20 protein-coding genes are annotated in these 19,821 nt (G+C 37.2%); 8 read left to right on the top strand and 12 right to left on the bottom strand.

Annotation, left to right across the window (positions count from 1 at the left end; genetic code table 11):
- Positions 1-25 precede the first annotated feature (25 nt).
- The 4 genes from BN8061_RS09560 (at position 26) to BN8061_RS09545 (ending at position 3,898) form a co-directional block, all read left to right on the top strand.
- Positions 26-706, top strand: coding sequence for a metal-dependent hydrolase (locus tag BN8061_RS09560; protein WP_068598765.1), 681 nt, complete (start codon positions 26-28; stop codon positions 704-706).
- Between the two features lie 71 nt (positions 707-777).
- Positions 778-1,818 carry an o-succinylbenzoate synthase gene (locus BN8061_RS09555; protein WP_068598764.1) on the top strand — a complete coding sequence of 347 codons (1,041 nt, stop codon included), beginning with the start codon at positions 778-780 and terminating at the stop codon, positions 1,816-1,818.
- Positions 1,819-1,829: 11 nt separating this feature from the next.
- Positions 1,830-2,846, top strand: a complete 1,017-nt coding sequence (locus tag BN8061_RS09550; protein ID WP_068598762.1) for an AMP-binding protein — start codon at positions 1,830-1,832, stop codon at positions 2,844-2,846.
- A 368-nt stretch (positions 2,847-3,214) separates the two neighbouring features.
- Positions 3,215-3,898 carry an HAD family hydrolase gene (locus BN8061_RS09545; protein WP_235802733.1) on the top strand — a complete coding sequence of 228 codons (684 nt, stop codon included), beginning with the start codon at positions 3,215-3,217 and terminating at the stop codon, positions 3,896-3,898.
- Positions 3,899-3,969: 71 nt separating this feature from the next.
- Here the strand turns inward: BN8061_RS09545 and BN8061_RS09540 are convergent, their stop codons facing one another.
- Both BN8061_RS09540 and BN8061_RS09535 read right to left on the bottom strand, forming a co-directional pair.
- Positions 3,970-4,284, bottom strand: coding sequence for a hypothetical protein (locus BN8061_RS09540; protein ID WP_068598760.1), 315 nt, complete (start codon positions 4,282-4,284; stop codon positions 3,970-3,972).
- Between the two features lie 59 nt (positions 4,285-4,343).
- The gene (locus BN8061_RS09535) at positions 4,344-6,491 is read right to left on the bottom strand and encodes an endonuclease MutS2 (protein ID WP_068599538.1); all 2,148 of its coding nucleotides are present in this window, start codon (positions 6,489-6,491) and stop codon (positions 4,344-4,346) included.
- A gap of 44 nt (positions 6,492-6,535) precedes the next feature.
- Between BN8061_RS09535 and ung the strand changes: the two genes are divergently transcribed.
- Positions 6,536-7,201: a uracil-DNA glycosylase gene (gene ung / locus BN8061_RS09530; protein WP_068598758.1), complete on the top strand. Its 666-nt coding sequence runs from the start codon at positions 6,536-6,538 to the stop codon at positions 7,199-7,201.
- 205 nt (positions 7,202-7,406) lie between these two features.
- On the opposite strand, the gene BN8061_RS09525 is transcribed toward ung, so the two are convergent.
- The 6 genes from BN8061_RS09525 to BN8061_RS09500 form a co-directional block, all read right to left on the bottom strand.
- Positions 7,407-7,892 carry a hypothetical protein gene (locus BN8061_RS09525; protein ID WP_068598757.1) on the bottom strand — a complete coding sequence of 162 codons (486 nt, stop codon included), beginning with the start codon at positions 7,890-7,892 and terminating at the stop codon, positions 7,407-7,409.
- A gap of 87 nt (positions 7,893-7,979) precedes the next feature.
- Positions 7,980-8,915: a citrulline utilization hydrolase CtlX gene (gene ctlX / locus BN8061_RS09520; protein WP_068598756.1), complete on the bottom strand. Its 936-nt coding sequence runs from the start codon at positions 8,913-8,915 to the stop codon at positions 7,980-7,982.
- Positions 8,905-9,828: a dimethylarginine dimethylaminohydrolase family protein gene (locus tag BN8061_RS09515; RefSeq protein WP_068598755.1), complete on the bottom strand. Its 924-nt coding sequence runs from the start codon at positions 9,826-9,828 to the stop codon at positions 8,905-8,907. The genes ctlX and BN8061_RS09515 overlap by 11 nt, the downstream gene beginning before the upstream one ends.
- Before the next feature lie 57 nt (positions 9,829-9,885).
- Complete coding sequence (locus BN8061_RS09510) at positions 9,886-10,863, bottom strand: amidohydrolase family protein (RefSeq protein WP_068598750.1); 978 nt, start codon at positions 10,861-10,863, stop codon at positions 9,886-9,888.
- Between the two features lie 142 nt (positions 10,864-11,005).
- On the bottom strand, positions 11,006-13,255 hold the full coding sequence (locus BN8061_RS09505) for a RelA/SpoT family protein (protein ID WP_068598748.1): 2,250 nt from the start codon (positions 13,253-13,255) through the stop codon (positions 11,006-11,008).
- A gap of 119 nt (positions 13,256-13,374) precedes the next feature.
- On the bottom strand, positions 13,375-13,611 hold the full coding sequence (locus BN8061_RS09500) for a hypothetical protein (protein WP_068598746.1): 237 nt from the start codon (positions 13,609-13,611) through the stop codon (positions 13,375-13,377).
- Positions 13,612-13,876: 265 nt separating this feature from the next.
- Between BN8061_RS09500 and ligA the strand changes: the two genes are divergently transcribed.
- Entirely contained in the window at positions 13,877-15,868 is a 1,992-nt protein-coding gene (gene ligA / locus BN8061_RS09495; protein ID WP_068598744.1) for an NAD-dependent DNA ligase LigA, read from the top strand.
- Positions 15,869-15,878: 10 nt separating this feature from the next.
- Here ligA and BN8061_RS09490 read toward each other — a convergent pair whose 3' ends face one another.
- From BN8061_RS09490 to BN8061_RS09475, 4 genes are all read right to left on the bottom strand, one after another.
- Positions 15,879-16,454 carry a phosphatase PAP2 family protein gene (locus BN8061_RS09490; protein ID WP_068598742.1) on the bottom strand — a complete coding sequence of 192 codons (576 nt, stop codon included), beginning with the start codon at positions 16,452-16,454 and terminating at the stop codon, positions 15,879-15,881.
- Positions 16,455-16,457: 3 nt separating this feature from the next.
- Entirely contained in the window at positions 16,458-16,733 is a 276-nt protein-coding gene (locus BN8061_RS09485; protein WP_094745938.1) for a Sec-independent protein translocase subunit TatA/TatB, read from the bottom strand.
- 102 nt (positions 16,734-16,835) lie between these two features.
- A complete protein-coding gene (locus tag BN8061_RS09480; RefSeq protein ID WP_068598740.1) occupies positions 16,836-17,339 on the bottom strand; it encodes a YceI family protein in 504 nt (167 codons plus the stop codon).
- 10 nt (positions 17,340-17,349) lie between these two features.
- Positions 17,350-17,919 carry a YceI family protein gene (locus tag BN8061_RS09475; protein ID WP_068598735.1) on the bottom strand — a complete coding sequence of 190 codons (570 nt, stop codon included), beginning with the start codon at positions 17,917-17,919 and terminating at the stop codon, positions 17,350-17,352.
- A 178-nt stretch (positions 17,920-18,097) separates the two neighbouring features.
- Here BN8061_RS09475 and BN8061_RS09470 point away from each other — a divergent pair, with 178 nt between their 5' ends.
- Positions 18,098-18,571 carry a hypothetical protein gene (locus tag BN8061_RS09470; RefSeq protein ID WP_068598733.1) on the top strand — a complete coding sequence of 158 codons (474 nt, stop codon included), beginning with the start codon at positions 18,098-18,100 and terminating at the stop codon, positions 18,569-18,571.
- Positions 18,572-18,582: 11 nt separating this feature from the next.
- Positions 18,583-19,821 carry an efflux RND transporter periplasmic adaptor subunit gene (locus BN8061_RS09465; protein ID WP_068598731.1) on the top strand — a complete coding sequence of 413 codons (1,239 nt, stop codon included), beginning with the start codon at positions 18,583-18,585 and terminating at the stop codon, positions 19,819-19,821.

The following is a 19,821-nucleotide window of genomic DNA, read 5'->3' as shown; positions in this document are numbered from 1 at the left end:
TTCGTTCACAACAAAAACTTAGATTATGAAAGTTACTTATTTAGGGCATGCAAGTTTGTTGATAGAAATAGAGGGTAAAAGAATAATTGTAGACCCCTTTATTACACCAAATGAGCTTGCTAAAAATATTGATTTCAAACAGTTACAACCCGATTATATTCTTTTGACTCATGCGCATCAAGACCATGTTTACGATGTAGAAGAGCTTGCGAAACAAAAAAATGCTTCAATCATTTCGAACGCCGAAATTGCCTCTTATTATGCAGCCAAAGGTTTTGAGACCCATGGGATGAATACAGGCGGAAAATATACTTTTGATTTTGGTGCGCTGAAATCGACCATTGCCTTTCATTCGAGTTCGTTTGCAGACGGATCTTACGGTGGAAATCCAAATGGATATATCATCGAAAACAAAACAAAACGATTGTACATTGCTGGGGATACCGCTCTGACATACGAAATGAAATTAATTCCGGAAACCATCGGCAAACTAGATTTAGGCATTTTGCCAATTGGTGATAATTTTACAATGGGCGTGGATGATGCGGTAATTGCAGCAGAATACCTACAGCTCGATCGTGTTTTGGGCTATCATTACAACACCTTTCCGCCAATCAAAATTGATGTAGAACAAGCAAAATCAACATTTGCAGACGCTGGTAAAACCTTAATTATTTTACCGATTGGTGAGGCATTAGAAATCTAAAATTCATCATCATAATTTTTTAATTTTCGGCTGAGCATTCAGCCGTTTTTTATACTAAAATCGACCAAAAAATGAAACTCAGTTTTGAACCGTATATTTTAAAATTCAAAAAACCAGGTGGAACGTCTCGTGGCGTGCTGACAGAGAAATTGACTTATATTTTGAAACTAGAAACCAACGGAAAAGTCTATCTCGGAGAATGCGGATTATTCAAAGGATTGAGTGCAGATGACGTCCCCAATTACGAAGAAAAATTGCAGTGGGCTTGCGAGCAATATCCGCAAAAATCACTCGATGATTTGTGGGAAGAATTGAGAGAATTTCCCTCGATTCAATTTGGTTTAGAACAAGTATATCAGTCGTTTAGGTTCAACCAATACAACGACGATTACAACGATCCATACAATCCAGATTTGTTCGAATCGGCATTCAAAAATGGTGAAAATGGGATTTTAATTAATGGGCTGATTTGGATGGGAGAAGTCGATTTCATGAAAGCGCAAATCGACGAAAAATTGAAAGCAGGATTCCGGTGCATCAAAATAAAAATCGGAGTGAATTGGGAGGCTGAATACCAAATTTTGAAAGAATTGCGAACACATTTTCCGGCAGAAAAACTCGAAATACGCGTCGATGCAAACGGCGGATTCAGTTTTACCGAAGCGCAAAAGGTTTTGGAACAATTAGCGCCCTTGGCAATTCATTCGATCGAACAGCCCATCAAAGCTCATCAAATCGAGGAGATGGCTAAGTTGTGTGCTCAAACTCCTGTACCAATTGCCTTGGATGAAGAGTTGATCGGAGTTTTTGGTCGTCACGAAAAATACAATTTATTGGCCACAATACGATCACAGTACATCATTCTGAAACCCAGTTTGGTAGGTGGAATTCGAGGTTCTCTCGAGTGGATCGAATGTTGCGATCAGCTGGGCATTGATTTTTGGATAACTTCGGCTCTAGAAAGCAATTTAGGACTGAATGCAATTGCCCAATGGACAGCGATTTTGTATCCAACAATGCCACAAGGTTTGGGTACAGGAGGTTTGTTTACCAATAATTTTGATTCTCGTTTACAAGTGATTGGAGATCAATTGTTTCGAAACAAAAATTAAACAATCATTACATGGTTTTAGACTTTTCTCAACCTAATTTCAACCACAATAAGCTCACAATAAAATCTGATTTCGAGCAGTCGATTGTTGATTTTCTAAAACAATGGTACGATTCTAATTCTACCATTCAGGTTCAGACTTCTGGTTCTACCGGAAAGCCAAAAAAGTTTGACTTGCTGAAGTCGAACATGATAAAAAGTGCTCAACTTACGGGGAAATATCTCGATCTGAAAAAGGCCGATACAGCACTCTTGGCGTTACCGATGAGTTATATTGCGGGCAAAATGATGGTCGTAAGGGCGATTGTTTTAGGCTTGAAGTTGATTTGCATTGAACCAAAATCTCAAATCAAATGGGTGTCTATTTTAGCATTAGATCCTCACCTGAAGCATTTAGATTTCGTTGCCTTGACACCCATGCAAGTAGAAAAATCCCTAGATTTCATCCCTTTTATCCAAAAGCTTATCATTGGGGGAGCACCTTTGAGTTCTACCGTGAAAGCACAGTTGTTGTCTACCGAAAACGATATTTACGAAACCTATGCGATGACGGAAACCATTACGCATATTGCTTTTAAGAAAATAGCCAATAAAAAAAATCAGCAGCTAAACGATGCTTTCGAAGTGTTTGATGAAATTACAATAGGGCAGGACGACCGTGGCTGTTTGACGATTGCGACACCCTACGAAAAAACAATTTTGGTTACCAACGATGTGGTCACCATTTTGGATGAAAAACATTTTCTTTGGTTGGGTAGAGCCGATCATGTTATCAATTCTGGAGGTATAAAATTGTTTCCAGAACAAATCGAAAATAAATTGAAACCTTTTATAGCTCAAGATTTTTATATTTCTTATCGTGAGGATGAATCATTGGGGCAAAAATTGCTGCTCGTTGTAGAAGGTAAGCCTACGAAACTGGATTTTGCTGAGGCATCCCTTTCGAAGTTTGAGCGTCCAAAAGAAATCATTTTCGTCCAACAATTCGAGCGTACAACTTCTGGTAAAATCAAACGTAAAGTATTTTAAACTTAAACCTTATTTCAACTCTATTAAACCCAAATAACAACATGCTACTTTATCAAAAAATATCTGAAATATTAGACAAAAGTCCTCGAAAACATCAATGGTTGAAATTTTTATTCAACCAGTCGGTTATGGCAAAATTCAAGCCACCAGTGAGGCGAACAGTCTATATCGAATACCATTTTAAGATGAAGAAATAGCCGATATAAAAGCAGAAATACAAGCCAAAAACGAAATTAGTTTAATAAAACCACTCAACATAAAAGATGCCCAAGGCAATGTATACGCAACTTTTGAAAAAGAAATGTATGCCAGCAGCAAAGATTTTTATAAAGAAAAATTAAGATTGAGAAAATTAAAACAAACAGCAAATGATGAATAAAAAAGATAGGCGACTAAAAGCGGTCTTGTTCGATATGGATGGAGTAATTGTCGATACCGAACCCTTGCATACCAAGGCATACTATCGTGTGTTTGATGAGCTAGGAATTGACATGACACCTGAATATTTTGCAACTTGTACGGGCGAATCGACTAAAAATGTCTTTGCAAAAGTCATTCGCGATTTTAATTTGCCCGACCTTGAAGAAGAACTTGTTCGCCGAAAACGTGCATATTTTAAATCGATCTTCGAGCACGACGAAGAATTTGCGCTTCTACCTGGTGTAGAAGATTTGTTTAAGGTCTACCAAAATCACGGTATTCAGATGGTTTTGGCTTCTTCCGCGTCGATGAACACCATCAATTGGGTGTTCGAAAAATTCGATATCGGAAAATATTTTCTTGCTAAAGTGAGTGGCGATGAGTTGATGGAATCTAAACCAAATCCTGAAATTTTTGAAATTGGCGCAAAGTTTTTTGACCACGATAAATCGAATTGCATGGTAATCGAAGATTCGACAAACGGATTTTTAGCTGCTAAAGGTGCTGGCATTTTTTGTGCAGCATACCGAAGCAAAAACACTCATTTGCAAGACTATAGCATTGCAAACATTATTGTGGATAAGTACGAAGAGTTGTATCCAGAAAAATTATCGCCACATTTTGATTATTAATTAATTTCATAAATTGTAAAACTAAAAAAAGCTACTTGTGAAAAGCAGCTTTAGATTAAAAATCTATTTTTTTAACTTTCAGTCGATCGGCGTTTAATTTCTAAATCCAACAAGATTTTTGAAGCTTTTTCGGGATCCAAAGATAAATTGCCCACAACATAAAATCCTTTTTCGTCTTTCGATAATCGTTTGATTCCATAAACGGTCGATTCATCATCCGGATTGGTCATTCCCTCGTATCGATAGATAAATACGATTTCAAAATCTTCTGGATTGTTGGTAATTTCATCGCGCTGAACATTGTAATCTATTGTAAAACCTTGATTTTCTAGCTCTTCCAAAGCTGTTGCTGGAGCTGCGTATCGGTATTGTAATTTTTCTTTCATCGTAGCATTTCTTTATGGTTACCGTTTTTATAATCTCAAACACTATGCCTTAAAAGCAATTAGATTTTATAAACTTCGTTAACAGAAATTTGCGTAGTGAAAATTCCATAATTGATAAACAAGGTCTCGTCCTTTATTTTCTCGATAGTTCCCACGCTATTCGAACCATGAATTTTCACTCGATCTCCCACTTTCAGCGCTTTTATTTTTTGTTGCGTTGCTTGTTTTTCTTTTGCCTCAATTTTTTCTTTTTGCTTCGAAATGGTTTCTTCATTCACTTTCAGTTCGCGTTTGACTTCCTTTTCGATAATTTTTTCAATTTTACGTTGTTGCTGAATTTCTTTCGTTTTTTTAGAATTTTCAATCTCAATTATTTTCAGAAAATTCGAAATCAGTTGTTTTTTATTTTTACTTTTCAAATAGTTGTCCGCCATTTCATTGATGCGTTTTCCCATCATCAAAGTTTTTTGTTCTTTATCGTACAACTGCTGAAAATCGTATAGTTTTTGCTGAATTTTGTCTTGGGTCTCTTCCAATAATTCTTGTTTCACTTCTTGCGATTCTTTGAGTTCTTCGACCTCATTTTTGGTTTTCTGAATCTCGAATTTCTCTTGTTGCAATTTGAGAATGGTTTTGTCTAATCGCACTTTGTCATTTTCAACTTTTTTCTTCGCACGATTTATAAGACGGTACGGAATTTTATTTTTTTCTGCCACTTCAAAAGTGAACGAACTGCCGGCTTGCCCAAGTTCTAATCGATACAACGGTTCTAACGAATGTTTGTCGAACAACATGCTGGCGTTGATTGCTTCGGGAAGTTTCTCGGCGCTAAGTTTGATGTTGGTATAATGCGTTGTGAAAATTCCGTAAGCTTTTCTTTCGTAAAATTCTTCAAAAAAAACTTCTGCCAAAGCTCCACCCAAATCAGGGTCAGAACCTGTACCGAACTCATCGACCAAAAGTAAGGTTTTGTCATCGGCATATTTCAGAAAATGAGCCATTTGTTTCAATCGATAACTGTAGGTCGAAAGGTGATTTTCTATGGATTGATTATCGCCAATATCGGTAAAAATTTTATCAAAAAATCCAACTTCACTTTTCGGATGTACCGGAATCAAAATTCCAGATTGAATCATGATTTGGTTGAGTCCAACCGTTTTCAAGGTAATGGATTTTCCACCAGCATTTGGTCCAGAAATGATGATGATGCGCTGATGCTCGTCTAGGCGTAAGGTTTGCGGAATGGTTTTTTCTTTACGCTTCAAATTATTGAGGTATAATAACGGATGGTACGCATCGATGAGATTGAGCGTCAATTTATCGGAAATGTTCGGCAAAACTGCCTGCATAGTTTGTGCAAACTTGGCTTTAGCCTGAGTGAAATCGAGGTATTCTAAAAATTCTTGATAGGTTTCTAAGAGCGGTTTATAAACCGCAATTTCGGCGGTCAACTTCAATAAAATCTGAATGATGAGATGCTTTTCTTCTTCTCGTAATTCATCCAATTCTCGTCTCGGATTTAGAACACTTTCGGGCTCGATAAAAGAGATTGATCCCGTTTTCGAAGTTCCCAAAAACTGTCCCTTTACACTTCTTCGAAGTGCAGATTTCACCGCCAATACCCGTCGATTACCGATGACCGATTCTCGAATATCATCCAAAAATTGGGTATGATGCGCCATCGACTTATTGAACAATTCGGTGATGCGAGCGTTGAGCTGTTTGATTTTGGTTCGAACCTGCTTCAGTTCTGGAGTAGCATCGTCTTTTACCTCACCAAATTTATTGAAAACTTGATCGATAATCTTCACAATCTCTTTTTCGTAAAGCACAGTTTCGGCTTTGGCAAACAAGGTTGGCAGATATTCTTCGAAGCTGGCAAGATGTTTTTTGATCTCTTTTACCTGAAGCGAATTCGATTTTATTTTGAAAAATTCTTCGGCGGGTAAATAGTAGTTTTCAATTTCTAAGCGTTTTAAAAATTCGTCCAAAACAAAATACTCAGAAAAGGGCAGGGCATTTCCGCTATCGAAACTCGCCAAATATTCGTTCGTAGCGTGTAAATCGTTGAGCAAAGCTGATTTGTTCTCATATGGTTTTAAATCAAAAACTTTACTGGCTACTTTTTCGGTGTAGACAAAATCGGCGATTCCTTGTTGTACAGCAGGAAATTCTAAATCTTTTAGGGTTTGATTACTGATTTGCATTGCTGCAAAATTAGCGATATTTTTACGAATCTTAATCATACGGTATGGATGTGAAAATTGAAAAAAGTTGGAAAACAGTTTTGCGAGACGAATTCGAAAAGCCGTATTTTAGCGAATTGGTAAATTTTTTAAAAGCTGAATATGCCACACAAATCATTTATCCGCCCAAGTCTAAAATTTTTGCAGCATTCGACCGAACGCCTTTTGATCAACTAAAAGTCGTCATCATTGGGCAAGATCCTTATCATGGTCCACAGCAGGCCAACGGATTGTGCTTTTCGGTTGCAGATGGTATTCCGCATCCACCGAGTTTACGCAATATTTTTGGCGAATTGCATCACGATCTTTCCAAATCGATTCCGATTTCTGGTAATTTGGAGCGTTGGGCTGATCAAGGTGTATTTTTGTTGAACGATGTGCTCACGGTAAGGCAAGGAGCGGCCGCGAGTCATAAAGGTAGAGGCTGGGAAACCTTTACCGATGCTGTAATTGAGAAAATTTCACAAGAAAAAGATCACGTGGTTTTTTTGCTTTGGGGAAATCATGCACAAAAAAAAGGAAAGAAAATTGATGAATCGAAACATCTGGTTTTACGCTCGGGGCATCCATCGCCGATGAGTGCGAATCAAGGAAAATGGTTTGGAAATCGGCATTTTTCTAAAGCAAATCAATATTTCCAATCCATTGGTCTTGATGAGATTGAGTGGTAGTAAAATATTTCAGTTTGTTTTTGGGTTGCAAAATTTAAAATAATTGAGGAAGATGCTGCAAATTCATTTCACATGACCGAAAACGAGATAGGTTTAAATGGGAAAGTTTTAAATGAAGTCCTCAAATCAGAACTTCTATTTAACATAATATATATTATAGGAAAACTTTATCGAAAATAATAACTCGTGTTGTTGAATTAAAATCTTAAACGATTTCAAATCTTATGTTGATGAGCAACTGAGTAATCAATCGGTTTCGGAGCTCGCACGGAATGAAATGATACATTTGATCGATGGTAAATTGCAGTTTATTATTCTCGATATAATGGAGATATAAGATTTCATTTTCAGTAAAAAAATAAAAATCAAGTTCGGTGAAATAACCACTGAAATTGATTATTTGGTGTTGATTGCAAAATTCTTGATCGTCTACAAAATCGGCAAATTTTGCTTGATAATTTTTATGGATTCGATCTTGATCATGATCGTCGATGGTCATCAATTCTAAATCTTCTATGCAATAATCCTTAAACGTATTTACAAAAAGATCAAAATCATACTCTTTGATTTGTATACAATAGCGATCATTGCGCTTTATCAACTGGTTGCACACCACAAATTTGTGCACATCGATATTAGCATCATGATCGCTAAGGTATTCATTAAGTACTGTTAAATCTGAATTTCCCATATTCAAATTTAACAAAATTCATTGAATATCAAATATTTAGATTGTTTTTCTACTGAAAAACACATTAACCAATTGTTAATCAATGTTTTATTTTGGTAAAAAAATCTCTGCCATCATGCATCTTGCGCTTCCTCCGCCCAATTTTTCGATGGTGTCGATTTCAACTGCGATGATGGGATTGTATTGTTCTATCTTCTTTATTTGCTCCGCTGTCAGCGACTCAAATGCCGTTTTCGACATCACCAAATATTTTTGTCCCAACCCTTCTACTTGCAGCATGTTACCAGCAAATTGATGCATTTGTTCTTCGGTAATGGCAATGATTTCTTTTGAAGTTTGGTTCAACATCTCTACCACCAAAGATTTTTCTTTCTTATCGTCGATTGTATCCAAACAAATTATGGCATATTCGTCTCCAACACACATCATGACGTTGGTATGGTAAATAGGTAAACGCTGATCATTTACCGTTTGGTTTGCTGTAAAATGAATGGGTGTGTATTCTAGATCTTCACAAAATTCGATAAACAATTCTTCGTCTGTACGATCTGAAATGGCAGCATAGGCAATTTGATTTTCGCGATCGAGGATTATACTGCCCGTTCCTTCTAAAAAGATTTCATCTTCTTCGGCTTCTGAATAATCGATGATATCGCGAACGGTAAAACCTTGTTCTTCTAGCAAGCTCAACACTTCTTCTTCTCTACGCTCTACCCTTCTATTCTTTGCAAACATCGGATACAACACTACATCGCCGTTATCATGCGTCGAAATCCAATTGTTTGGGAAAATAGAATCGGGTGTATGTGGCGTTGGTGTATCTTGAATGGTGATAACGTTCACGCCTTTAGACCGTAAGCTTTTCACCATATTTCTAAATTCGTTGAGTGCGATTGTTTGTATTTCGTCTGGTGTGACGTCTGGTTTGTTTTGAAAATAATTGTTTACGGCAGTCTGATCGTTAAAATAAAATGCCACAGGTTCTACCATCAAAATGGTATTGGTATATTGTTTAGATTTCATTGTTTCGGTATAATGGTAAAGTTGAACATCTTAATAATCCGCCCATTTTAGAGACTTCTCTATAGGCTATTTCTTCTACCTGAATTTGCCATTGCTCTCGCATATGAGTGTTGAGTCGGGTAAAATTTCTTTCAGATACCACAACGTTTGGTGAAATTGAGAACACATTCGGGTTCATCCAATACATTTCTTCTTGGGTTACGTGAAACAGATTTTCTTCTCCGAATAGGTCGACTAAAAATTGGTATTGAGCTGGGTCGCGGAAACCTTCTTTGTAAATGATGGCTTTGTCTTTGCCCACGGGTTGAAAAGTACAATCTAAATGTAAAATTCCAACTCTTGGATCGGTATCATTTTTATGTAAATCGAATCCAACTATCTTTTTATTCGGGAAAAATTGTTGCAAATAATCGACAATTTCAAATTTGGTTCTTGCCGTTTTATACGATTTGAAATCTTCGCCAAGATATGTTCCGACAAATAGATAATCGTTCCACACCAACACATCGCCACCCTCTACATAGAGATTTTCTGGCACTCGAATGAATTGTTCGGGTTGCAAACTTTCTTGGATGAATGAAATTGCGTTTTGCTCTTCCAATCGATCGGGAATAATACTCGAAAGAAAAAAAGTATTTTCAATAACAAATCCGATATCTCTGGCAAAAACTTGATTGACGTTTGGTAAATTTTCTGGACGCAACACCTCTACTCCATGCTTTAGAAGTACGCTTTCGAATTGTGCCATTTCTTCTATCAAATCTGCCTCGTCAGGATAAATATCCTCTTGTACAGATTCGTATGATTTGGCATCGAAAACTTCGTTCAGTAGTGGTTTATTGCCCAAATCTTTTGCTATTCCCAATACAACAGTCCTCAATTGGTCTGTTTCGTTTTTTATTTGTATTTGCATAGTTAAGCTGTAGAAATTGTAGTTTCACTTCCGTTCGGAAGTTTTACGAATATAGTATTATTTATCTAATCCTAAAACTTTCAGCCCGTTTGTTGTTGCTATTTTAGCCAAAGAATCTACGTCGTAATAATGGCAAGCCTCCAACATCACGCGCAATTCTGTAAGCAAATGTCCATCAGAATACGGCTTATAAATGTCGTTGATATTGTCTGTTCCGAACGCAACATTGATGCCTCTTGGAACCATCTCATCTACGGGCGTTACCGAGTTGTGCGAAGGTGCCAAACGTTCGGTTCGATTGTGATCGATCCAAGCTGTCGGACAAGAAATGACGTTCATGTCTGCTTCTTTAATCAAATCGTACAATTCGTAACGGTATTTTCGTGGATGTGCTGCCACCGAAATCGAGTGCACGGCAGAAACTTTTCCTTGCAAACCAAACTCAATGGTTTTGCGCGCCAATTGTTCGGTTTCTTTTTCTTCATCGGTATTGAATTGATCCACATGCACATGAACCAATTTATTTTTTGCTTTGGCTGTTGACATCAAAATGTCTAAATGCTCTTCTTCTTGCCCATAATCTTTGGCTGGTAATCCGCCTATAATATCAACAAAATCCGACGATAAATCGAACCATTCTCTCGCTTTGGGATCGATCACGCCCTTCAATACCTGATTGGCAAATCGAATCTGGATATCTTTTCCGTAATTATCTTTCAATCGCTGTGCTGCTTGTATAGATCGATCTTCGATTACCTCGTCACAATCGATAAAAGAACCTATTGCTTGCACTCCTTGTTCGAGCATGAACGTAATCGCTTTTTCCATACGAAAGTAAATATCGTCTACCGTTGATTTGCGTTTCATGTCATCGACCAAATGCCATTTTTCTTTGAGGTATGAATTGGATAATGTAAATGTTTCTGCTGTAAGCGAATATGCTCGATCCAAATGTGAATGTGCATTTACCCAACCTCCGTTGGCTTTTATCTTTTCTAGAACTTCTTCGATCGGATTGTAGTTTGTATGTGACATCTTTTGTTTTCGTTTGTTTGCAAAAATAGGCTGATTTATCAGCATCAACCTTAGACTATTTATTGAAATATTTGATTAACTTTGCAACTTTATTTCTAATTTAAAAAATCCAATTAGCAAGCTGATTGGATTTTTTTATCGTTTATTCCTTTTTATAAGTTCGTTTTACATTTCGTACGCCTTCGACTTTTTTGAGCTCTTCGATCACTTGTTCCAATTGGTCTTTGTTTTTTACCTGTAACGAAATAACTCCCGTGAAAACGCCTGCGTTCTCCGAGAAATTAAGGTTGTTCATGTTGATGGAATTGTTTTTGGAAATCACCAACGTAATATCGCTGATCATTCCAGGGCGATCTAAACCGTCTAAAATCAAAATAGCTTTAAATTCACGTTTGGTAGAATCTACCCATGTCGCTTTGATTACGCGATAATCGTAATTTGCCCGCAGCGAAATCGCATTGGGACAATCGCTTTTATGAACTTTTATTCCTTTGGAAACGGTAATGAATCCAAAAACTTTATCTCCTGGTATCGGGTTGCAACAAGCTGCCAATTCGTAATCCAATCGTTCTTCATCTGGTCCAAAAACCAACAAATCGAGTTTGCTTTTGTCTTCGGTTTTTACTTCTTTTGAAGTTGTAGATATAGACGGAAGCGTAGTTTTCCTGATTCGATTCCAAATACCTGTAAAACCAGTCATTGAATCGGCAAATCGTTTCAAATCTTTGTTGCTAATAACACCTGTTGCAACATTATAAAATACATCTTGACTGTTGGTAAGCTTGAAGAAACTTTGTATTTTATTCAGGATCGATTCACTAAAATCCAACTTTAGATGGCGCAGTTTTCTAATCAAAATTTCTTTTCCTTCTTCCGAAATTTTTCGTTTTTCTGAGTTTAATGAAGCTTTGATTTTAGAACGTGCCTTGCTGGTTACCACATAATCCAACCATTCGATTTTTGGCTTTTGTTGAGTAGAAGTCAAAATCTCGACCTGATCTCCACTTTGCAATTCATGACTCAACGGATAGAGCTTGCCATTTACCTTTGCTCCCAAACATCGATCGCCGATATTGGAGTGTATAGCATAGGCAAAATCCAACGAGCAAGCACCTTTTGGCAGCGAATGCAAATCTCCTTTTGGCGTAAAAACATAGATTTCTTTCGCATAGAGGTTGAATTTGAAGTTGTTCATGAACTCTATCGCGTCTTGGGTGTCATTGTTTTCCAGCATATCGCGTACTTGCTGTATCCAACGATCGACACGAGATTCATCATCTTCAAAGTTTTTCTCTTTGTATTTGTAATGTGCTGCAATCCCTTTTTCGGCAATTTCGTTCATTCGTTCCGAACGAATTTGTACCTCTACCCAACGTCCCATAGGGCCAATAACGGTGATGTGCAACGATTCGTAACCAGTAGATTTTGGCGTTGTAATCCAATCGCGCATCCGTTTCGGATTGGGCGTGAAAATATCGGTGATGATCGAATAAATCTTCCACGCTAAGAATTTTTCATTCTTACGATCCGATCGATAAATGATTCGAATGGCAAAAAGATCGAAAACTTCTTCGAACGGAATGCCTTGCGTTATCATTTTACGGTAAATAGAGTTGATGGATTTTGATCTTCCTTTTATTTCAAACTCCAATCCTTCTTCCTTCAATCGCTCGGAAACCAATTGTGTAAAGTTTTTGATATAAGCTTCTCGTTGTTCTTGAGATTCGGTCAATTTCTGCTCAATACTCTGATATTCTTCCAAATTGGTATACCGTAAACTCAAGTCCTCCAACTCAGATTTTATATTATACATCCCCAACCGATGAGCTAACGGCGCATAGATGTAGACCGTCTCCGATGCGATTTTCAATTGTTTATCTTCTCGCATACTGTCTAGCGTACGCATGTTGTGCAGGCGATCGGCAATCTTGATTAGAATTACTCTCACATCCTCGGACAAGGTCAGGAGTAGTTTTTTATAATTTTCAGATTGTATAGAAACGTCTTGTTTGTTGAGAACAGAAATTTTGGTGAGTCCGTCTATAATTTTAGCAATACGCTTTCCGAATAATCTTTCGATATCTTCCAACGTATAATCGGTATCTTCTACCACATCGTGCATGAGTGCAGCCGCAATCGACACGGCACCCAAACCAATCTCATCGGCAACTATTTTGGCCACTGCTATTGGGTGATAAATGTAAGGTTCGCCCGATTTGCGACGCTGATCTTTGTGCGCATCAACAGCCAAATCGAATGCTCTTCGAATGAGTTTTTTATCCTCTTCAGACAACGAGACATACGTATTTTTTAGCATCTCTTTATATCGACGTGCTATTTCTATATTTTCTTGTTCTAATTGTTCTTCTGTAATAACAAAAGTTTGCGACATAGCGTTCTGTTAAATGTTAAGATAACTAAATATACGTTCTATTTTGGTTGGCTGAAAAGAATTGGGCAATACTGCACGATGATCGTGAGAAAATTACCCAATTGAAAACTTACAATATACTAGCAAGCCAGCTCTTCTTCGAAATCGTCTAAAACGATAACTTCTTCATTTTTATTCGGTTTGAACAATGTATAAACCAATAATCCTAAACCGATTCCTAGAATTGCACCAACCTTCTGATTTTTCTCAATGGCTTTCGAAATTGCTATTCCCGCTGCAGCACCAGTGGTTGCAACAGATACTGTATTTTCAAATTCTTTCGATTTTGTATCGATAACGTCTAATAAATTATTCATAATATATGTTTTATTCAGTATAGTTTCAAATAATTTTCAATCAACTAAATTAGATAAAATAAGTTTAAAAATAAATAGAAAAATGTTGATTTATGGCTAATGCTCGACAAAAATCAAAAATTACTTCAACAATTTTAATTGTGCAAGCCTCGACCTGTTTATGCTTATGCAATTAATATTCCTAATTCTATTTTGAATGGAAATTATTTAAAAAATTGTGCTTCTTACGCCCAACGAATTATCTTTGCTATACAAGAATACAACTATGGATATTCACGACAGAATTTTGGCACTACGCGAAGAGTTAAATCAGCATAACTACAATTATTATGTTTTAGACCGCCCTACAATATCAGATTTCGAATTCGATCTGAAGCTGAAAGAATTGCAAAAGTTAGAAACCGAGCATCCAGAATATTTCGATGCCAACTCGCCTACTGTTCGCGTTGGCGGAATGGTTACTAAAAATTTTCCAACCGTAACGCATGAATTTCGCATGTATTCGCTCGATAATTCGTATTCTATCGAAGACATTGAATTGTGGATCGAACGCATCCGAAAATCTTTCGAAAATGTAGCATTTGTATGCGAACTGAAATATGACGGCGCTTCTATCTCTATTTTGTACGAAAATGGTGAATTGACCCAAGCGGTTACCCGCGGCGACGGAACAGCTGGTGACGAAATTACCAATAATATCCGTACGATTTCTTCGCTTCCTCTGAAATTGAAAGGCGATTATCCACCAAAGTTCTATATGCGCGGTGAAATCACTATACCAATAGCGCAATTCAATGCAATCAATGAAGAACGTAAAAACAAAGGATTGATGCTGTACGCAAATCCAAGAAATACAGCTTCTGGCTCGTTGAAACTACAAGATAGTAGCGAAGTAGCAAAACGAGGATTGCAATGCTTTCCGTACGCTTTTGTCGGAAAACAATTGAACTTCAAAACTCAATGGGAAATGCTCGAAAAAGCTAAAGAATTTGGGTTTAAAATTCCGAATACTTCTAAGTTATGTAAAACTTTAGATGAAATCATTCAGTTTATTGATTATTGGGAAGTTGAAAGGAAAAAATTACCATTTGAAATTGACGGAATTGTTATCAAATTAAATGATTTTGCACAACAAGAAGAGTTAGGAAATACAGCAAAATCGCCAAGATGGGCTACAGCGTACAAGTTCAAAGCAGAAGTTGCCGAAACCAAACTTTTGAGCATCGATTATCAAGTTGGTCGCACGGGTGCCGTAACGCCTGTTGCCAATTTAGAACCTGTTTTGTTGGCGGGCACAGTCGTCAAAAGAGCCTCGTTGCACAACGAAGACATCATCAGAAAACTTGATGTAAGAATTGGTGATATGGTATATGTAGAAAAAGGAGGTGAAATCATCCCGAAAATAATTGGAGTGAATACCGATGTTAGAGATCCCGAAATCCAAGCCATAACTTACATTACGCACTGCCCGTCTTGCGGTACAGAATTGGTGAGACAAGCAGGTGAAGCTTTGCACTATTGCCCCAACGAAACCTCTTGCCAACCCCAAATCATTGGCCGATTGGAGCACTTTGTTTCCAGAAAAGCGATGGACATCGAAAGCATCGGTAGCGAAACAGCTATTTTGCTGCACCAAGCCGGCTTGGTAAATGATGTAGCAGATTTTTACAGCTTGACAAAAGATCAAATTTTACCCTTAGATCGCATGGCAGATAAATCGGTACAAAACATCATCGATTCTATAGAAAAATCGAAACAGCAATCTTTCGATCGCTTGCTGTACGCTTTGGGTATTCGCCATGTTGGGGTGACAGTTGCCAAAAAATTGGCGAAACATTTTAAGGATATCGACCGCTTGAAACTCGCCACAATAGATGAATTGACTAGCGTTGAAGATATTGGTGAAAAAATCGCCTTGTCTGTGCAGGCGTACTTTGCAAATCCTGCTCATTTAGCTATGATAGAAAGACTTAGAACTGCTGGATTACAATTGGCTTTAGTAGAAAATCAAGTGCAAGTTTCTACAAAATTGGCGGGTAAAACTTTTCTCTTTACTGGTAGTTTACAACGTTTTACTCGAGATGAAGCGCAAGAAATGGTCGAACAATTTGGTGGGAAAAATGTTTCTGGTGTGAGTAAAAATCTGAATTATCTTGTTGCCGGAGAAAAAGCTGGAAGCAAACTGAAAAAAGCACAAGATTTGGGAACAGTTGAAATTCTTACAGAAGAAGAATTCCTGAAGATGATTAATGATTAAACATTGATTTTTAATTGGTTGACTTCATAACTTTCGGTAAAAAGTAAAGATAGATTTTATAAAAAATTACGCCAAGCAGCAATCCAATAAAGAATCCAACCAAAACATCTCCTGGAAAATGTACCCCAACGTATATTCGGCTATATCCGATCAACAGTGCCCAAATCACCAAAATGGGCAACAGTATTTTAATTTTATTTCTAAAAATCGAACCGATGAAAAACGCCAGCGCCATATGATTTGCCGCATGTGCAGAGTAAAAACCGTACCGCCCTCTGCCCTCACAGTCAACCGGTCTGAAATTTCCTTGCAACGATGGTGTATGACAAGGTCTAAAGCGTTCGAAACCATTTTTGAAAACATTGGCCAATTGATCTGCCGCCACAATTAATAATGCAGTCAGAATCAAAACATACAGCACTTGTTGCCATTTGTAAACTCTGCACAAGTACACAATAAGACCAATGTACAAAGGAATCCACGTGAGTTTATTGGTCACCACTAACCAAAAAGCATCCCAGTTGGATTGCCCTAAATTGTTGAGATACTTGAAAAGTTCGTGATCGAGAGATATGAGTTCTTGCATCGATTATCGTTTTATAGAGCCGCCAAGCGCATCGTCTACGGTGCTGTCTATTTCTTCTTTGGCTTCTTCTATGGTTTCGCGAATTTCTTTTGTTGGGTCTAAATCCTCAACTGGACGCATAATTTCTTCTTTTATATTCTCTGTAGCGTCTTTCAGTTGGCGTACTGCCTGTCCTAACCCTCGTGCAATTTCTGGAATTTTTTTCGGGCCAAAAATGATGACTGAAACCAAAAGAATGACCACAATCTCTTGGAAACTAATAAAATTCGGAAGTATCATTAATGTATTCACAAGGCAAATTTAATTATTCTCGCTCAATATTATACAAAAAAAACCGCTGAAAGCATCAACGGTTTTCAATCTTATTTAGATATTTTAGGTTTAATCGGAGTTTTTTATACAGTGCAATTCTGCAGTAAGAAGAACCGATTCGGCTATCGAATTGGTCGTGTCGGGATTTTCCCAAGTGAGCCCGAATTCTTTGCGATTGACCTCGCATTGTAACTTCAACAAATTATGAGCATCGTCCAATTCTTCTAAATTTGTAACAAAAGTAGTGTCTTTTTTCACGCCTTTTATTTCGAGTTTCCCCATCAATTCATTCGACTCGATTCCTTCGCGTTCTGAAATGAAAATGATTTGTGGGAAATTTTTCACATCGAAAAAATCCTCAGACAACAAGTGCTGATCTCGCTCCTCTATCCCCGTAACGAGCGAATTTACCTCTATCGCAAATGTAAAATCAGCTCGATTAAATTGTTGATCTTCGGCAACGATATCTCCATGAAAATTGGTAAAATGTCCCTTTACTTCGCCGATAGCTGCTGATTCGATGGTGAAAAATACGGTTGATTTTGTTTTATCTATTGTCCATTTTGTTGACATAATCTAAAGTTTAATTTTCTACAAATTCTAAATTCGATACAATATTGATTTGATTACCCACCACAGCCTCTGGAAAATTGTTACCAATACCAAAATCTAAGCGATTCAATTTCCCTTCGATCGTAAAACCGTGAGTGTTTTTCTTATTCATGCTATTGTTTACTTTTCCGTTGTATACAAGCTTCAGATTTACAGGTTTGGTGATATTGTTCAATGTGAGATTTCCTGATAGCGCATAAGCATTGCCTTTGATTTTAGTGACTTTTGTAGAAGTAAATTCTAGGTTTTTGTTTTTGGCCACATCAAAAAAATCTGCAGATTTCAAATGTGTATCTCGAGCTTCTATGCCTGTATCGACAGAATTTAGGTTTGCCAAAACATGAAATTTAGCTTTTAATAAATCGGTCGCATCAAAATCTTTTACATGCACATCAAAATCAGTAAATTTACCGTCTACGCTAGAAATGGTGAGATGTGTAGCATAAAATTGTAATCGTGCATGAGCTTTGTCTAACGTAATGGTTTGCCCAAAAACCTGAAAACTCATCAAAAGAAATAGGCTAAATAATAAATTTTTCATTGCAATATGTTTTATTTGAAGATAGCAAAAATTTAGCCATTAATGTACGCCATAAAACCTTATTGTGTATTTAATGATTTGGTTTGGTTGTTTTAATATTTTTTAACGAAAATCTAACAAAAAGTTGGTTTGGTAGTTACCGAACTATAATATAAATTTGTCGAAAAATTTTACATTGATGTCAAATATAGATGCCGAAAAGCTTCTTTCAGAAATTGAAGATAATTTTATTCAAAACTATGATTTTCCACCACTTACAGCAAGAATTTTTGTTTACATGATAACCGATGTAGACGAAAATGGAGTTTCTTTTGATGAATTGGTAGAACATTTCGGAGCGAGTAAAAGTTCGATATCGTGTAGTTTGAAATTTTTGATCGAAACAGATAAAGTCGATTTTATCTACAAAGAAGACAAAAGAAAACGCTATTTCAGACCCAATCCCTACTATTTTTCGAATCATTTGCGAGAAGTTTTGGAACAAGTAGAAAAAACAATCATTTCGTTAGATAAAATTGAGCTTTATAAACAGCGGAAAGGCATCACCAAATTGAAAAATGAAGAGGCGCTTGCCATCATAAAAAATTACATGCACCAACAAAGAATTTTGGTAAACGATACAATAGAACAATTGAATAAATACAAAATCTAATATAATAATCCATGAAAAAAAGATATTATCTTTTGATGGGCATCACAGCCTCGATCATAAGCTCTTGTAACAAAAACGATCAAAACGCCATGCAGGCACAAGGTCCAATGCCCTATCCAGTGGTAGAAGTACCGACAAAAGTTGTTGAAAGTTTTAGCGAATTTCCTGCAACAATCGAAGGTATAAACAACAATGCGGTACGTGCAAAAATACAAGGTTATGTAACCAATGTATACGTAGACGAAGGACAATATGTAAGTGCTGGTCAACCGCTCTTCAAACTAGAAACCAACGTGTTGACGCAGAGTGCCAATGCTGCAAAATCTGGAGTCGCCTCATCTGTTGCCAATGTAAAAGCGGCTCAGGCTAATGTAAATGCAGCTTCAGCTCGAGTTCAGGCTGCTCAGGTTGAAGTGAACAAGCTCATCCCCTTGGTCGAAAAAAACATCATTTCTAATGTTCAACTCGAAACAGCTAAGGCTAGTCTAGCACAGGCGCAAGCCGCTCACAACCAAGCACAAGCTGCATTAGCACAAGCACAAGCTGGTCAATCGCAAGCACAAGCCGGATTGAATGAAGTGAATGCCAACATCAATTATTCGGTCGTGAGAAGTCCGATAAGTGGTGTTGTCGGAGCGATTAACTTCAGAGAAGGGAGTTTGGTTGGACCAACAGATCAAGTTCCGTTGACCAACGTGTCGAACACCAGTAAAGTATATGCTTATTTTTCGATGAATGAAGCAGAATATTTGAATTTCATCATCAAAACAGAAGGAAAATCGCTTCAAGAAAAGCTCAACAATATGCCAGCTGTAGAATTGGTTTTGGCAAACGGCGATATCTATCCAGAAAAAGGAAGGATACAAGCCGTTACAGGACAAATTGATCCTACAACAGGAACCATACAATTCCGTGTAACTTTCTCCAACGCAGATAAAATCTTGAGCAATGGCAATACCGGAACCATTCGCATTCCTAAAACCTATGTTGATGCTGTTGTGGTACCAGAAAGTTCTACATTTGAGCAACAAGGTTATGTCTATATCTACAAAGTAGAAAAAGATACAGCAAGACAAACCATGATCGAAGTTGAAGATCGTGCTAATAATATGGTAATCGTAAAAGATGGACTGAAAAAAGGTGAAAAAATCGTTGCACAAAGTGTAGATAAGGTAAAAGACAAAACGGCCGTAAAACCAGTGCCTGCCAACTTTGATTCGATTGTAAACTCAATAAAAAAACTATTCTAA

It is taken from the genome of Vaginella massiliensis (assembly GCF_900089075.1).
Taxonomy (GTDB): domain Bacteria; phylum Bacteroidota; class Bacteroidia; order Flavobacteriales; family Weeksellaceae; genus Weeksella; species Weeksella massiliensis_A.
This window is presented reverse-complemented; position numbering and strand designations above follow the sequence as displayed.